16 protein-coding genes are annotated in these 16,733 nt (G+C 40.6%); 9 read left to right on the plus strand and 7 right to left on the minus strand.

What is annotated here, in order from left to right; genetic code table 11:
• Positions 1-124 precede the first annotated feature (124 nt).
• The 3 genes from ACMVDV_RS05405 (at position 125) to ACMVDV_RS05415 (ending at position 4,116) form a co-directional block, all read left to right on the plus strand.
• Complete coding sequence (locus ACMVDV_RS05405) at positions 125-1,453, plus strand: GH1 family beta-glucosidase (RefSeq protein ID WP_416157450.1); 1,329 nt, start codon at positions 125-127, stop codon at positions 1,451-1,453.
• A 66-nt stretch (positions 1,454-1,519) separates the two neighbouring features.
• Positions 1,520-3,046 carry an MFS transporter gene (locus ACMVDV_RS05410; RefSeq protein WP_416157451.1) on the plus strand — a complete coding sequence of 509 codons (1,527 nt, stop codon included), beginning with the start codon at positions 1,520-1,522 and terminating at the stop codon, positions 3,044-3,046.
• A gap of 68 nt (positions 3,047-3,114) precedes the next feature.
• Complete coding sequence (locus ACMVDV_RS05415) at positions 3,115-4,116, plus strand: LacI family DNA-binding transcriptional regulator (protein WP_416157452.1); 1,002 nt, start codon at positions 3,115-3,117, stop codon at positions 4,114-4,116.
• 25 nt (positions 4,117-4,141) lie between these two features.
• Here ACMVDV_RS05415 and ACMVDV_RS05420 read toward each other — a convergent pair whose 3' ends face one another.
• A complete protein-coding gene (locus ACMVDV_RS05420; protein ID WP_416157453.1) occupies positions 4,142-5,086 on the minus strand; it encodes a LysR family transcriptional regulator in 945 nt (314 codons plus the stop codon).
• Between the two features lie 145 nt (positions 5,087-5,231).
• On the opposite strand from ACMVDV_RS05420, the gene ACMVDV_RS05425 reads away from it, so the two are divergent.
• Positions 5,232-6,179, plus strand: coding sequence for a sodium-dependent bicarbonate transport family permease (locus ACMVDV_RS05425; protein WP_416157454.1), 948 nt, complete (start codon positions 5,232-5,234; stop codon positions 6,177-6,179).
• Between the two features lie 43 nt (positions 6,180-6,222).
• On the opposite strand, the gene ACMVDV_RS05430 is transcribed toward ACMVDV_RS05425, so the two are convergent.
• The 3 genes from ACMVDV_RS05430 to ACMVDV_RS05440 form a co-directional block, all read right to left on the minus strand.
• Entirely contained in the window at positions 6,223-9,141 is a 2,919-nt protein-coding gene (locus tag ACMVDV_RS05430) for a UvrD-helicase domain-containing protein (RefSeq protein WP_416157455.1), read from the minus strand.
• A gap of 86 nt (positions 9,142-9,227) precedes the next feature.
• Entirely contained in the window at positions 9,228-9,737 is a 510-nt protein-coding gene (locus ACMVDV_RS05435; protein WP_416157456.1) for a M23 family metallopeptidase, read from the minus strand.
• Between the two features lie 48 nt (positions 9,738-9,785).
• On the minus strand, positions 9,786-10,703 hold the full coding sequence (locus ACMVDV_RS05440; RefSeq protein WP_416157457.1) for a Gfo/Idh/MocA family protein: 918 nt from the start codon (positions 10,701-10,703) through the stop codon (positions 9,786-9,788).
• A 301-nt stretch (positions 10,704-11,004) separates the two neighbouring features.
• Between ACMVDV_RS05440 and ACMVDV_RS05445 the strand changes: the two genes are divergently transcribed.
• Positions 11,005-12,174, plus strand: a complete 1,170-nt coding sequence (locus tag ACMVDV_RS05445) for an MFS transporter (protein WP_416157458.1) — start codon at positions 11,005-11,007, stop codon at positions 12,172-12,174.
• 73 nt (positions 12,175-12,247) lie between these two features.
• Here the strand turns inward: ACMVDV_RS05445 and ACMVDV_RS05450 are convergent, their stop codons facing one another.
• Complete coding sequence (locus ACMVDV_RS05450; protein ID WP_304185534.1) at positions 12,248-12,655, minus strand: hypothetical protein; 408 nt, start codon at positions 12,653-12,655, stop codon at positions 12,248-12,250.
• Between the two features lie 287 nt (positions 12,656-12,942).
• On the opposite strand from ACMVDV_RS05450, the gene ACMVDV_RS05455 reads away from it, so the two are divergent.
• Both ACMVDV_RS05455 and ACMVDV_RS05460 read left to right on the plus strand, forming a co-directional pair.
• Positions 12,943-13,731, plus strand: coding sequence for a hypothetical protein (locus ACMVDV_RS05455; RefSeq protein WP_416157459.1), 789 nt, complete (start codon positions 12,943-12,945; stop codon positions 13,729-13,731).
• Positions 13,732-13,933: 202 nt separating this feature from the next.
• On the plus strand, positions 13,934-14,110 hold the full coding sequence (locus ACMVDV_RS05460; RefSeq protein ID WP_416157460.1) for a DUF6435 family protein: 177 nt from the start codon (positions 13,934-13,936) through the stop codon (positions 14,108-14,110).
• A 124-nt stretch (positions 14,111-14,234) separates the two neighbouring features.
• On the opposite strand, the gene lepB is transcribed toward ACMVDV_RS05460, so the two are convergent.
• Positions 14,235-14,882, minus strand: coding sequence for a signal peptidase I (gene lepB, locus ACMVDV_RS05465; RefSeq protein WP_416157461.1), 648 nt, complete (start codon positions 14,880-14,882; stop codon positions 14,235-14,237).
• 190 nt (positions 14,883-15,072) lie between these two features.
• Here lepB and ACMVDV_RS05470 point away from each other — a divergent pair, with 190 nt between their 5' ends.
• A complete protein-coding gene (locus ACMVDV_RS05470; RefSeq protein ID WP_304185540.1) occupies positions 15,073-15,771 on the plus strand; it encodes a flagellar brake protein in 699 nt (232 codons plus the stop codon).
• 138 nt (positions 15,772-15,909) lie between these two features.
• Positions 15,910-16,368, plus strand: a complete 459-nt coding sequence (locus ACMVDV_RS05475) for a GNAT family N-acetyltransferase (RefSeq protein WP_416157462.1) — start codon at positions 15,910-15,912, stop codon at positions 16,366-16,368.
• An 89-nt stretch (positions 16,369-16,457) separates the two neighbouring features.
• Here the strand turns inward: ACMVDV_RS05475 and ACMVDV_RS05480 are convergent, their stop codons facing one another.
• The gene (locus ACMVDV_RS05480) at positions 16,458-16,712 is read right to left on the minus strand and encodes a DUF2999 family protein (RefSeq protein ID WP_304185542.1); all 255 of its coding nucleotides are present in this window, start codon (positions 16,710-16,712) and stop codon (positions 16,458-16,460) included.
• Between the last annotated feature and the right edge of the window lie 21 nt (positions 16,713-16,733).

Consider the following 16,733-nt stretch of genomic DNA (forward strand, 5'->3'; position numbering starts at 1 on the left):
AACAACGTTGAATACCATACTAGAGCATTAATCAAATTAATTATGGAAGCGCTTTCACATATATTGCATTTTTACTATAAAAACGTATCTACAAACTGTATAAGCAAGCAGAGGTTTTCAATTAATGAAACAATTATCTTTACCCGCTAACTCACCGCTACTTAGCAAAGAGTTTACTTTTGGTGTTGCTACAGCATCATTTCAAATTGAAGGTGGTGCAGATAGCCGTCTTCCGTGTATTTGGGATAAATTTTGTGCCACACCAGGTAAGATTGCCGATAATTCAAACGGTTTAGTTGCTTGTGATCACTATAACAACTGGGCAAACGATATTGAGTTAATTGACTCTTTGGGTGTTGATGCTTATCGTTTATCAATATCTTGGCCGCGCGTGATCAAAGCTGATGGCAGTCTAAACCCTGTTGGGGTTAAGTTTTATACAGATATTTTAGATGAGTTGGCACGCCGCGACATCAAAGCTTTTGTAACCCTTTATCACTGGGATTTACCACAGCATTTAGAAGATAAAGGTGGCTGGCTTAATCGTAATACCGCCTTTGCATATGCAAAATATGTAGATTTGGTAAGCAAAGCCTTTGCTGAACGTGTTTATTCGTATGCAACACTAAACGAACCATTTTGTAGCTCCTACTTAGGTTACGAAATTGGTGTTCATGCACCAGGTAAAGTTGGTCGAGAGTTTGGCCGAAAAGCTGCGCATCACTTATTACTGGGCCATGGTCTAGCAATGCAAGTACTTGCTAAAAACAGCCCTAACGCTTTAAACGGTATTGTGCTGAATTTTACGCCTTGCTACCCAGTGAGCCAAAGTGAAGCTGACTTAAAAGCCACTGCATTTGCGGATGACTACATAAATCAATGGTATATGCGCCCTGTAATGGAAGGTAAATACCCTGATATTATTGCACAATTACCAATTGAACAGCGCCCAGATATTCACCCCGGTGACATGGAGATCATCGCACAACCTTTAGACTACCTTGGCGTTAATTTTTATACTCGTCTGCATTATCAAGCAAGTGATGATGACTTTTACGACGAACGTCCACATCAAGGGCCGCTGACAGATATTGGCTGGGAAATATACCCACAAGCACTAACCGAGTTGTTAGTCTCATTAAACGAAAAGTATACTCTACCGCCTGTTTATATTACGGAAAATGGTGCTGCAATGAAGGATACGCTCGATAATGGCGAAGTAAACGATTTAGACCGTATTAGCTACTATCAACAACATTTAACTGCGCTGCACAATGCAACTTTACAAGGTGTGCGCGTTGATGGCTATTTTGCTTGGAGCTTAATGGACAACTTTGAATGGGCTGAGGGCTATTTAAAGCGTTTTGGTATTGTATACGTTGATTATCACACCCAACAACGTACAGTTAAAGCCAGTGGCCTCGCATACAGTAACTTGATCACAAGCCGGTAATTTATGCTAGCCGATGATTAAAAATAAAATCGGCTAGTCACTTAAAACAACGATAAGAAACACACAGTGAATAAAATACCTTTATATGAAAAAATCGGCTACGCCATGGGCGATGCCGGTGCCAATTTAGTTTGGCGTGGTGCCCTCGCCTACCTTGCGGTATTTTATACCGATACCTTTGGTATATCAGCGGCGGCAGCTGCCATGTTATTTTTAGTGGTGCGTCTATCTGATGGCGTTACCGATATTATTATGGGCATGATTGCTGATAGAACTCACACCCGCTTCGGTAAATTTAGGCCATGGATACTTTGGTCGGCCCCCTTCTTAGGCTTATTTATGGTGTTGTGTTTTACCACTCCTAACTTTAATGAAACCAATAAATTAATTTACGCCTACGTTACTTATATTGGTTTAACTCTAGCCTATACAGTTAGTAATGTGCCTTACTCTGCCTTAATGGGCGTTATGAGTCCTGATGATACAGAGCGGACTAAACTATCAAGCTTTCGATTTGCAGGAGCCTTTACAGGCGGATTACTGGTAATGGGATTTTTACCCGAACTAGTGGCTTACTTTGGGGGGGGCGACAATGCCAAAGGCTACCAATTAACCATGTATTTATTTGCAGCGCTATTAATTGCATTGATGGTGATCACTTTTGTCTCGACAAAAGAGCGTGTTATTCCCCATGCAGCAAACGGCAGGTGTTTAAAGTCAGAGCTAAAAGATCTAACAAAGAACCTGCCGTTTATTATTTTACCGCTGCTCGCAACCACTTTATTCTTTTACTATCGTGATATTTACAGTGGCTTATTTTTCGCTTTAGTTATGGCGGCCATGACTTTCGTAATCAAAAAATTACTCAACAAAGAGCAGTCCAATTTAACAGGCACGCAGCAAGATATGGTTGACTTATTAACCAACAAACCTTGGCTTATTCTGCTCGGTATTGGTTTTTTAACTATGATGTTTAACGGCATTAAATATGGTGTGATAGCCTATTATTTTAAATATCAGGTCGCAAATGAACTTATGGCTGGGCAATATTTTGTCGCATTATTAATTGTCTCTATTTTTGGTGCGCTCGCCACCGGTAAATTAGCCGAGTTGATGGGTAAACGTAATTTATTTATCCTCTCACTCATATTAAGTGGTTTATTAACTACCGCATTCTATTGGGTGCCAAGTGGCAATATTGTCGCGATATTTACCTTCGGTTGCGCTGCTGAGTTTTTTGCCGCGATGATGCCAACCTTGTTCTTTAGTATGCTGGGTGATGCAGCCGACTACTCTGAGTGGAAAAACAAACGCCGTGCCACTGGCTTAATTTATTCTGCTGGCACCTTTGTACAAAAAACTGGAGGAGGTTTTGCAGGCGCGCTCGTGCTGGTTGTGTTAGCAGGTTACGGTTATAACGGCATGGATGAAACCAGCATTGCGCAGTCGCTGCCCGGCATGCAACTATTAATGAGCTGGATACCGGCTGCATTTGCCTTCTTAGGGGCTATTTTGATGCTAATATACCCACTTACTTCACTAATGACACAAAAAATTACAGAAGACTTGGCAATTAGGCGCAGTAATGTGTAAATTACCTTAACACTCAATACTGATTTATAAAATATCATATAAAACAGAGCATTAACGTTAGGAAAGCAATGGCTACAATTTATCAGGTATCAGAGCTTGCAGGTGTCTCCCTGTCGACTGTGTCCAGAGTTCTGAACAATAATGACTATGTGAGTAAAAAAACTAAAAAGAAAGTAATGGAAGCAATGCAACAGCTTGGCTATCAACCAAGCTCTATCGCGCGTTCACTCGCTTCAAGCAGAACCAGCAGTGTTGGTATTTTAGTCTCTGAGTTAGATGGCCCATTTTTCGGGCAAATGATGTCAGCGATTGAAGAGCAACTGCGGGCAGCAGGCAAGCACGTCATTATAACCCCAGGACACAGTGATGAAAGCAAGGAAAAAAGCGGCTTTGAATTTTTGATCAGTCGTAATTGCGATGCCATCATTGCCCATGTTGAAGCCGTCTCAAACGAGTACTTAATTGAACTGAGTAAAGGTAAAACACCGATTTACTTAATGAGCCGCTATGTTGAAGAAATTAAAGACAACTGCATTAGTTTAGATAACGTAATGGGCGGTTACTTAGCGACTAAAACCATGATCACCCGAGGTCATAAAAATATTGCCTATATCGCAGGCCCACAATTTAAAATAGATGCATCTGATCGACTAAAAGGCCATAAACAAGCCCTTAGTGAATTTGCTATCGAGTTTAATGAAAACTTATTTTACATTGGCGATTTTAAAGAAACGGGTGGCAATGATGGTTTGAAGTACTTTATAGAGAGCAAAGTCCCCTTTACAGCACTGGTGTGTGCCAATGACGAAATGGCCTCGGGAGCCATGAAATATGCCCGAGAGCACGGCTTTAACCTGCCTAGCGATCTTGCCATTATGGGCTACGATAACGTCATTTTTACTAATTACTTGTACCCAACGCTTACAACTATCAATAACCCAGTACCAGAGATGGGCAAAATGGCTGCTAATTTAGTGCTTAAAGATATTTATAAGCACAGCGGCATTACCATTAACCACATATTTCAGCCAAATTTAATTTTACGCGACTCAACGCCCACGGTTAAATAACCTGTGAGCAAATAACAATAGTGACTCAGTTTAGCTCAAGCCCGCAGAGCTCGTTGCAAACCCAGCGAGCATCTAAATAACGTTCTAAGTTGTGCTCTGCAAATTGTAAAAAACTGCGCGCAGCATGGGATAGATGTCGGTCGGTGCGAATAACAAAATACCAATGACTGGCAAGTTGCGTATCGCTGACATTGAGTACTTTGAAACCCTCATCGCCTTTTGGTAGAACATGGCGCGAAAGCACTGCTACGCCCATTGCTGATGACACCGCAACCCGAATCGCCTCATTACTGGCCATTTGTACGCTGTCACTTAACACTAAGCCCCGCCCCTGTAACTCACTTTCAAACAACATTCGCGTCGCTGAGCCGGGCTCTCTTAATAAAAACCGATAGCGTGTCAGCTCAGCCAATGTAATATCAGTTGCTGCTGCAAGTGGATGCTCACTAGGCACAATAAATTCAAGTGGGTTTTGTAAAAATCGTGCTGCTTTTGCATGCTCAAGGGATGGCGGGTGACTAAATACATAAATATCGTCCTCACCGCGTTCAAACCGTGCTAATACCTCAGCCCTGTTACCTATTTCTAGGGGCAGCTCAACATGTGGGTGCAAATTACTATATGGCCCAAGTAATTTCGGCAAAATATATTGCGCCGTATTGACCATGGCGATTTTGCAACGACCGCGTTCACCCCCTCTAAGCTCGGCTAAAAAATCTTTGTAATCATCAAATTGACCAAACACTTGCTGGCCGGTTTTAAATAATTCCAGCCCAGCTTCAGTAACCGTTAACTTTTGCTGTTGCATCAAAATTAAAGGTTCGCCAACCGCCTCTTGTAAGCGCTTAATTTGCAGCGATACCGTAGGCTGAGTTAAATGCAGCGCTCTTGCAGTCTCACTGATTGAGCCAGTTTTTACCACACTCATAAATACTTCAAGGAGTCGAAATGATATGTGTCTTAAGTCCATGCCTGCCCCTTAAAGCAAAGTTAATAAGCAACTTAGAAATAACAACCCATAGATAATAACCTATATATAACCACCAATCATTTTATTATTTACTATACAAAATTTTCATTACAATAGCGCCACTTCAAATACAAAGGGGAAAAGTGTGCCAGATATTGTTGTGATGTTTTTTGTTTTAGGCTTAGTTGCTGGGATATTGCGATCTGATTTAAAAATACCGCAAGCGACCTACGAAACGCTCAGTTTGTTGTTGATGCTAACAATTGGTTTAAAAGGCGGCATGGTTTTACACGGTAATTTAAGCTGGCAGTTGCTACCAGAAATGGGCACTGTAATGTTGTTGGGCGCGTTTATTCCGTTAATGCTCTACCCTGTTTTAAAATACCTAGTGAGACTCTCTGTCGCTAATAGCGCAAGTATTGCAGCGCACTACGGCTCAGTCAGCGCAGGGACTTTTGCCGTTGCGCTTGCTTATGCAGAATCGTATCAGCTCATCGTTGGTGCAGAGGTCACACTTTATTTGGTGATGCTAGAATTACCGGCAATCATTGTAGGGTTATTACTTTACAGACGTCTTAATAAAGAAAACAACACTACACGCACGCTTTCATTAAAAACACTCTGGCATGAGACGCTTACCAATAAAAGCATCATTCTTTTAGTCGGTGGCGTTATTATCGGCATGCTTTACGGCACGCAACAGGGTAGCCAAGTCACCACCCTTCTTACTAGCAGTTTTAAAGTGGTGTTGGCATTATTTTTACTGGAGATGGGATTAACCGCAGCCAAAACACTGCGCCCTATTCCTTGGCACCATTGGCGAGTTGCGCTGTTTGCATTAGTCACACCGCTGTTGTTAGGCGTGATTGGCGTCACTGTCGGCACAGCATTAAAGCTCGAGCTAGGATCTGTGGTTGTGTTAGCAAGCTTAGTGGCCAGCGCCTCATACATAGCAGCTCCTGCGGCTATTAAAGCTGCGATCCCAAAAGCGGATATAGGCTTAGCCATGCTTAGCTCACTTGGTATTACCTTCGCATTTAACGTCACTATAGGGATTGGTTTGTATCATCAACTGGCAGTAGCAATGCAATAAATTACTTAATAATCATTTTAAGGGGCTCATACAACGAGCCCGCTTAAACCAGCTCTGGCCATTGAATTGCTTTATTGTCTTTGCCATTTTTACAGCTCAGTGGATCATTACCTTGATAGTTTTTACACCCCCAAAACGACCCTTTAGCACTTTGCCGTAACACCATCTCAGCGCCGCATTTATCACAAATAGGCTGCATGTGATTGCACGACTGATTAACGCATAGTTTAAACCCTGTATAGCGGCTGCGGGTCATTGGGCTTTGGCACTGCTGACAGGGGTTTTCTTTATGCTCGCAACGCGGAAATAACGAACAGCCGTAGAATGGCCCAAAACGCCCCGTTTGCTTTTTTAAAACCCCAGTATCACAGCGCATACAGTTTATATCTGCGATATGTAATTGATCAACATCACTGGTAAATTCATCCAGTTCGATGTCATGTTCAGCAATTAACTCCGAGACAAAACAACTACTATTGGCCATATCAGCAATGATGTAGGCGCGCTGTTTTGCCCGCGTTAGGGCAACGTAAAATAACCGCCGTTCTTCTGCGTAAGCGAAGTTTTCTGGCGCTGGTAATAAAGCATCAATAATTGCGGGCGTTACTTTTTCACAGGGGAAACCATGTTTACCTTTTTGTAAGCCGATGATCACTACATGATCGGCTTCTTTACCTTTCGCTGCATGAAAAGTCTGCGACTGAATGTTTAACAGCGGATACTTCACTTGCATGGCTTTAATATCTGCATTAGTAGGTAGTTGAAACCAAAAGCGGGCTAAAAAATAGACCGAGGTTGGTTTACACACTGTGCCGCAAATTGCATTAAGCACATCATCTATCGCGCCATTGGCAAGCTCAGGTAGCTCGCTGTGATAATGATTTAAAGTAGTCGGCGCTTTATTGCCGCGTCTTAATATTGATATCGCAGGCTGAGCTACTTGAGCCAAAGACGTGATGGTTTTATTAAGCTGCGCGGGATTTTTACTAATAAATGCTGAGGCAACTTCACCAATTTTATTATTAAAACGAAAAGTAACATCCAACTGCGCTTGGCTGGTAAAACCAAAGTGCTTGGTAAACTCAGTGGTTAACTTTATATCTGCGCCGCTAAATCGGTAAATCGCTTGCCAATCATCGCCCACAGCAAATACTGAACAACCTTTGCGGCTATCACGTAGCGCTTTAACTAATCGCGCTCGTGCATGTGATATATCCTGAAATTCATCAACCATAATATAACGCCAAGGCGATACAAATTGCCCTGACTCTACATAGCTAATTGCTTTGCTGATCATGTCTTCAAAGTCTATTTCACCGCGCTGCTGCAAGTGAGCGTTGTAGTTAGATATAATTGGTTTTAATAGCGCCAACGCTTGCGTTGTTTGCTTGGCATCAAGGGAGCGTTTAATGACATCAACTTCATCGGCATCAGTTAAATAAGCCGCCTTATATAAACTAAGCAGTTGACTAAATAACGCAGCTAATACGGTGATCCTGCCAGTTTCTTTTAAGCTTTCGAGCAGTGATTCTACGGGCAATATCTGCGTTTGTATGTTCGCACTTAAAAGCGCTTGTTGAAGTTCACTTAACAGCTTGCCTTGTTTATGTTGCCCATAAGTCAAAGCTATACAGTGAGTGTTATTACTGGCATGAGTGGTATTTTTCCAGTCAATTGCGCCATGGTATTGCGCTTTATCAATGTAAGGCGCCGTATTGCCAGCTTCATCAATGCCGTAATATTCAATGTAAATATCGTACTCAGGTAAGTAAAAATCAGGCTTATATTGGCTGCGTTCAATGGTTTTTACGGCAATTTTATAAGGCGTTTCGTAGTGATAATCTATACCGTGATAAAACAGCCAATTAGCAATATATAACTCACCAAAGCTTTTTACCTTGTCGCCTTTTAGACTACGGATGTCGTTATCATTTAAGTAACTGTAGTAATCACCTAAGCTTTTAAAATCAAATTCGTTTTTTTCAACATAATAGTATTTACTAAAATAATCTAAAACCAGACGACGATACTCGGCACTGGTTTCAATCAGTGCTTCAAAGCACTGCTGCACCCATTTTGCTTTCGCTTGTTCGTCTTCTGCAAACACACTCATATTTGGTTTAGCATGTTCAACTTGTGAGATAATCGCCAGTCCTACACTATGAAACGTCGCGGCTTTTATTTTATCGGTGGCGAGCTTATTTTGGATCCGCTGATCCATTTCATCGGCAGCTTTGCGACCATAGGCTAGCAATAAAATATCACTGTAACTTGCCTGCTGGCTTTGCACTAAAAACCCAGCCCTGCCAATCATAACACTGGTTTTACCGGTGCCAGCGCCCGCCAATAACAAGTTATTATCGTCATCAATCACACAAGCACGCCTTTGACTTAGTGTTAATGGATTAGCTTCAACACTGTCAAAAAAAGCGTGGTGTAGGTCAAGTTGCTTAGTCACGTATTTTTGTTGTAGATACTGCGTAAGTGCAGCATCCCAGTTTGCATATTGCTCTAATACGTTGATTTTGTTAGCAACTAGAGTCAATGCGGGGCTGTTTTTTATCCACGGTAACCAACGATCATGCTCTTGCTGCGCCAACCGCTGAATACGACTAACATAGGACTGGCGTAAATATCGCTGCTTGACCAGTTTTGTTATTTTATTAAGAAAAGTATCAAGCTTAGCGACATTAGCGTTCAGCCAATACCGTTCAAATTCAGCTTGAAATTTACGGTGAACACCATATGCCAGCAGCGAAAATGTATAATTTTGTTGCGCCGTAATAAAAGAAATCGTTTGCCCAAACAAACCGTAAGCAAACGACGGCGGTGCCTCCAACTCACTCCAACTTATTTGTATGGTTGAGTTGCCTTGGCGAATAATCAGCATATGCTGATCAAACGCCAACATGGCTTTAGTAGCAAACATCCTGCCAAACAGACTAACTGGAATAGAATTCATTACTGCTGAATTCCTAAATGAAAAGAGTGAATTATCGGTATTTTAAGTTAATCCGCAGAATAAGTGTGAAAATAACAGCAATTATTTTAACGTAGTTTTTCATCAGGATTTAAAAAGAACATTTTTTTCCAGCCTTGGTTTTGTGTGGTCATTAACCATGGATATGGCAGCAGCGATAAAATAGCGTAATGCACATGAGGTTGTTTACCGGCTGCATTCCCCGTGTCTCCTAAGCTACCAATCACCTCATTGACTGCAACATAGTCTCCTGCACTTACCGAATAACTTTCTAAGTGGGCAAAGTAATGCAGTCGCCACTTAGGCCCAAGTAATGCCACTACATTACCACCACGCTTTAGCTCACCAGCGTAAACAACAATACCACTGACGGATGACACCACCGGGGTGTGTTTTTTGCCAAAAATATCGATGCCTTTATGCACACCTGATTTCCCCCAAGGGGCGTACCAAAAGGTGTTGTGATGCCAATCATTTGCTGTAGCACCTTTGACTGGGATCACTATTTTTTCAGGTATGAGTAGCCCAATAGCAAGTAAAATAACCAGTGCTAGTCCCACATACTTTATCATTTTCATTGTTCATCCCTTGCAAACGTTTAACAATAAAATGGCCCGCGATTTGGTTTAAACTTGTGCAACCAGCCACTCACACAGCTCATGGGTTAAGCTATCTTTTTTAAGCTGTACTAAGTCAACCCGCTTAGCTTTAACCGCCGTTAACCATGCCTCTAACATAGACGCAAAGCCCCGTTTATATAGTGTTGACTGCCAGTCATTTTGTAAACTTGCCTGCTGTACTCCATTTACCATGTAAGTCATATTAGTTAACGATTCAATCCGCCATTTTTCATTCAAAGCTGTTATTTCAACCACTTCCTCATTGCAGCCACTTAACCTGTCCATAGCACCTTGAAATAACCGCCCTTCAAACTCAAAGCTAACATGAATAGCTGCCAAGAGTCCTTGTGGATCCAGCTGTGAAAACAGCTGTAACTGAGTAAGTTGATCAAAACGTTCTACATTTGCAAAGTGACATAAGCTATCAACCACATGGATGAAGTCATCAAAAATAAATGTGCGCGGCTGTGCTGGTAAATTCAAGCGGTTTTTTTGCCATTTAAGATGGCGTATCTGTGGCTTTGCAATGTCAGCCATAATTGGTATAAAGCGGCGATTAAAACCTAAAAATAATGGTGTATTCTGTTTAGTTGCTAACTCAACTAGCTGTGTAACTTCACTAAAACTATACGCTAAAGGCTTATCTACAAACGTGGCAATTTTTTGCTCAAGCGCTTGCCTTGCAAACGTAAAGTGAGACTCAGTATTAGTGTGGATCATCACCCCATCGGGCTTACACGCAAGTACATCTTGGTAATCTGTAAAGTATTTTTCTACCCGATATTGCTTTGCCAACTGCGTTAATGTTGTGAGGTTTCGTGTACAAAAAATAGGATCGATCTGCGCATGTTGCGTGGCAATCGGTAAATATGCTTTTTGTGCTATATCCCCAAGCCCTACTAAAGCGATTGTCAGCTGACTCATTTTACTGCCTTACTAGATAAAGAAAACCCAAATATAGCATACCAAGTTATTATTTAGATTGATAAAACAACTACAAATTTGAAACAATCTTGCTAAATAATTTATACCAAAATGACGCAAATAACCGATTGTTTTACTTAACTGATCGCTCTAAATAAAATGTTGGCTGAATATGCAAATATAACTTTACTTGTGTTCAAAATCGGCTTAAATTCGCCGCAAAATTAACCAATCAAAAATAATTGCCAGCCATTAAAACACTCTAACGCAATTATTTATGCCCTTTACATCGGATACTTTAATGGTTGAGCTCACAGCAGATCATAAACCAAATAACCCACTTGCGCCTGTTATTGGTTTGTCTTTTTTTGCTATCGCATCAGGCTTTTTAATGAGCCTAATTCCTTTATCATTGAGCGCCTTTGGGCTTGATAGTGAGCTTGCCTCATGGCTGGCCAGTGTGTTTTATCTAGGCTTGTTAATTGGTGCTTTTTTTATTGAGCGTATTGTTACAAAAATAGGCCATCGCCATGCCTTTATGGCATTTCTAGGTTTATTAATTTTCAGTGTTGCAGCGCAGCTGATTTTACCTAAAGCCAGCGTGTGGCTTTTCGCCCGCTTTGTGGCAGGTATTGCCGTCGCTGGCGTATTTGTGGTGGTTGAATCCTGGCTACTAATGACCGACACAGCCAAAGCCCGAGCAAAACGGTTAGGCTTGTATATGACATCCCTTTACGGTGGCAGCGCCGTTGGTCAACTGGCTATCGATCCACTTGGCACCAGTGGCGCACTTCCCTATTTGTTTGTTATTGCTCTGTTATTTTTAGCGATGTTAGCACCGCTACTGATTAAATCAGGGCAACCGCAAAGTCAGCACTCGCAAAAGCTGCAATTAACGGAATTAAAAAAGCTCAGTCGCCCAGCAATTTTAGGCTGCTTAGTATCAGGATTAGTACTTGGGCCAATTTACGGTTTAATGCCGGTATATATTGCCGCACAGAGCGAACAGGCCGCTTTCACTGGTACATTAATGGCGGTGATCATTTTAGGCGGCATGCTAGTACAACCGCTAGTGAGCTATTTATCTACACGAATGGCAAAAAGCTTATTAATGGCACTGTTTTGTTTATTTGGCGCGATGGGCGTAGTTGGTATTATGCAAGCTGTGCACTTCAACGTATTAATGGCGAGTTATTTTATTTTAGGGACTGCAAGTTTTGCACTCTACCCCATTGCCATCACCTTAGCCTGTGACGCGTTGCCAATCGAAAAAATAGTCTCAGCAACGGAAATCATGTTACTGAGTTACAGCTTTGGCTCGGTCTTTGGCCCGTTGCTTGCTGCCAATCTATTTGCTTCAGCTCACGGCATCATGTTGTATTTAGGCGGCTGTTTATTCACCACCTGTATTTATATGCTGATCAAAAGCCTTAAAGGTATCTCCACTGACAATACCCCAGTGGCTGGATAATGAAAAACAAAAACCCCATACTGATATGCCCAGTATGGGGTTTTCTAAAATACTTTGCTTTTATAACAACTATCTATAAAGAAAGGTTTTCTTTAGCCCGCGCTAGGTTATGAGAAACCATTACACTATCTGCTATTTGCGCTGCTTCATAAAAATCAGAAAGGCCAGCCGCATCATTGTTTGCCATCATACGAGACACACCGCGATTACTAAATGCAAATGAGGTTAACTCACGCACTTTCATTCTTGGCCCGTCACTTTGCTTTAACAAGGCAATTGCTTTTGTGCAAATAGCTTCAGCTTGCTCATAATTTTTTGACTTCACATTTAATGCGCAACTATTAAATGACTCTTCTAATTGCAAAGGTGCAGTCTCTTGCTCGATAACCACTAGTTTGTAATCACTCTGATCAGCCATAACAGCCGCTGAGCAAGTAAATAATGAGCAAAGAGCAATGGTTTTGATAAGTGTACGTTTCATGATTATATTCCTATTTGGTTACGTCGTATCTGTTGCCGACAATTAAACTTTAGTGCGTTGGGGCAATCTCGACAAACGATAAAAATAAACCTAATAGGTGAATAAAATTAACTTATAGACTTTAGTCTAATACCATGTGATGAGTAATTGATAACAAATAAAACTGCCTCCAGTTAAACCTATCAAAGTAGCATTTTTGTTACTAAATTGATAACTTATGAATTTACATATACACTCAGCTATCTCTAACTCCCTATGTACTTTAAAACACTTATTCGGAAGTAATCATGCTGTCAAAATGCTTAGCTTTTACATTGTGGATGTTAATTTTGTTCAACCTGGCAGCCTGTGGTTCTGGCACTACAAGTGATAAGCCAAAGCAAGCAACGCAACCCGAAACGACCAACCCAGTTGATAATAGCGCTCGCGCAGATTACCGGGTGATTATTTATGGTAACAGTCACAGTGCACAATTAGGCTCAATACTTAAAATACTTGTCACTAGTCAACTGCCAAACAGTACAATTGAAACAGTAACAATAAGTGGCCGGTTTTTAGATGAGATTGTCGCCGTTTCTGGAAATTTAGCACAATTGCAACAAAGCAGTTGGAGTCACGCTATATTTCAAGGACAAAAATACTCCCAATCCGGAACTACAAACTATTCAACAGAAGCAACGCAGCGTTTAATCGCAACCGCGAAGTCAAACAATATCATGCCTATTTTATTCCCAGAGCATCCTCAACGTGGTAACCCTGCTGAAGCAGAGCGTGTCTATAATTTACATCAATCGATTAGCCAACAAGAACCAAGTTGTATTGCGCCAGTAGGTTTGGTTTGGAACCGCTTATTAGCTGTTATGCCAACAGCTAAGTTGTATAATGCTGATGGAAACCATGCCTCATATGCGGGTAATATACTGACTGCAATGACCTTTTATGAAATTATCAGCGGTGAATTAGCCGATGCAATCCCCTATACTTCGGCTCTTGAATTAGATCAACAGCAACAAGCTCTGTTTGGGCAAATTGTCACTCAAGTGCTTGCAGAACACCCAGCTTGCCCGACCCCTTAATAAATGGTTTTTATAACTACCTGATTGATAAATAAAGAATCAAATTGATTGCAAGACAGTCTATTTAATTCCCAGCTATGCTGTAATTATCATCCGATTTTATAAGGTAGTTACTTAATCCAACTCATAACTAATCGATTATTGTTCATTTTACGTATTACTTGCAAAGGTATAGGACCTTCTTAAAAGGCAAGGAACAATAATGTTTTCATTTTTTAAAAAAGACCCGTTAAAACAACTTAATAAACAATACAGCGCAAAGCTTGAGCAAGCGATGCAATCGCAGCGAAATGGCGATATAAGAAGCTACTCGCAACTAACCTTTGAAGCGGAGCAAATACTCGATAAAATTAAAGTCCTTGAAAGTAAAATCTTTTAAATACAAAATCTTATCAGTGTCACTTGTTTTTTGATAACAGCACGTTATTGCAGTGCTGTTATCAAGCATGGACAATAGAAAACTTTAAACCACTAGAGTAAATATGCCTGTATGAATTTTGTAGTTAAAGTGCTTTTAAAACCCGATCTTTACGGGGTAAATAATAATCATCGTAATCAAGGGACACGATAACCCGCTTTGCTCTACCAAGTAATTCAGCTCTGGGGACTAAACCTATTACTCTAGAGTCAGCGCTATTATCACGGTTATCGCCCATTGCTAGGTACATGTTTTCAGGAATGATAACAGGTGCAAGATTTTGCATTGCAGAGCGCTGTTTAGACAACTCAACGGCGTGCTTTATACCATTAAGATTCTCTATCTCTACGCGATTTATAGCGGTTTCACTCACTGGATCATAATTTAATTTTTCACCATTGATCACTAACTGATTATCTACCAAAGCAACGCTGTCACCTGGCACACCGATAACCCGTTTTATCAAGCGATTTTGCGCTGCAACAGAATCAAATACGATAATATCACCCGCTTGCGGCTCGGCTAGTTGTAGCAATGAAATTTTCGTAAATGGCACTCGTAAATCGTAGGCCATTTTATCTGTAAAAATACGGTCTCCTTCAACAATTGTCGGTTTCATCGACCCTGTAGGCACTTCATACCAGTCTGCTACTGCGCTTCTAAAAACACACATAAGCGAAATAAATACGATTAGGGAGCGGTTATTTTTCCATATTTTATAAAGGTATTTCATTGTGTTGATCCATTCAATTTACTAGTGTTCGATAGACAAATTCTGCACCAATCCGTTCAGTTAACTTTGTAACAAAGTATGTCTTTGTTCTACTTAAAATAAACAGTTAATACCACTCGTTTGTCGTAGTGATTTTTAATCTATTTTAAAGGATACTATTTGGAAACAAATAATAATTACTACAAAATATATGGAAATTACTCAAGCCAAACCAAGCCAGAATAACAAAACCAAGTTTTGTTTAGATTTATTACCTGGCAAAATAATTGATATTCAATTTACCAACCCATTAACGGTCAGGTTTAAATTAACCTTGATTGGCTATGAGGCAGGAAAATACTTAATTTTAAAGTACCCTCCTCAAGCAAAAAACAATCAATATAGCGATGTGTTAAAAGAAGGTAATGGCGCGATAGTACGTTACATTGTTGAAGGTGAACGGGGTGAGTGTGTGGCATTTTCAACCACAATTTTAGCCATTGCATTTCGACCAGAAAAATTAATCTACCTTGCTTACCCTAAACAAATTGAAAGCCGGCAACTGCGAGAAGTAAACCGATTACAAACCCACATCCCAGCAAAAATTAGTATCAACAAAGATCAACATTATGACAGCGAAAACCTACTGCAAGGGATCATCATTGATATTTCCGCCACCGGCTGTCGTTTTACCGTGCACGTTAACTCTGGATTTTTAGCCCTAAAAAAACGCCAAGTATTCGTGCACTTACTATCCCCCATCGACAATGAATCTGTAGTGATCAGTGCTCATATTCGTAATAACCAAATGCAAGGCAACCGTTTAAATGTTGGGATTGAATTTGCAGAGTCAGAGCAGCAGAAAATGCATAATTTACTGGCCGCTTACGCAATTGATATTGGCCAATAATACTGCTCAATAAACGCACAAGCAGTCATTTTTTGGTTAGTTAAAACGGTACGTTAGTGGCGGGAAACCTTATCAACAGATCAGCTTAAGCGTCTTTATGAGACTATTGCCATGTATTTAAATGAGTACTTGATAAATATGAAATTGATTAAAGCCAAAGAGCATCACTTAATAGAAATGATGAATTGGTTTTCTGATGAACAAGAGCTACAAAATTGGTCGGGTCCAAATTTCAGGTATCCATTTAATTTATCTTCGTTTACTGAAGATCTAAAAATGAACTCAATTAGTTCATGTGTACTTACATCAAATGAGTCTGAATTTTTAGCATTTGGGCAATATTATCAACGTTTAGATAAATGCCATTTAGGGCGCTTAATAGTAAACCCTAAGTTTCGCGGTAAAGGGATCGCAGCAAAGCTAATGTCTCATTTATGTGAGCGAGGACGACGAGAGTTAAAATTAACAAGCTGCTCTTTGTTTGTCTTAGCCCATAATGAAAGTGCTATCAAATCGTATAAAAAATTTGGCTTCTCATTTACTGACTATCCAGAGCAAATCCCCTTAGCCAATTGCTTATATATGGTTAAAGCATAGTTTCAGCAGTTTAATACTATAAATTACTGAAATCACCTGTCAGCTCTACTTCTATTACAAACCAAAGCTGACAGCTTACAAATCAACGCTTATTGATTTTTATACTGCTGTTTGGCTTTTTCAAGCTCACCATCGGCAATACCTAAAGACGCTGCGGCTTCTTTAATTAACTGTGGCTGAGTCATTACCAACCCCATTAACGCTTGCAGTTTCTCTGGTGGAATACCAAGCTGCTGCACAAGCGCCATTGCCATCATTGGGTTTTGGGTAAATGCTTGAAAAAGCTCATGCACTTTTTCGTCGCTGACGTTATGTTCTTGCAATGTTGCTATAATTGGGTTCATATTTTTGCCTTAAATCGCTTT

The sequence above is a fragment of the Pseudoalteromonas sp. ASV78 genome, assembly GCF_047806705.1.
GTDB classification, from domain to species: domain Bacteria; phylum Pseudomonadota; class Gammaproteobacteria; order Enterobacterales; family Alteromonadaceae; genus Pseudoalteromonas; species Pseudoalteromonas prydzensis_A.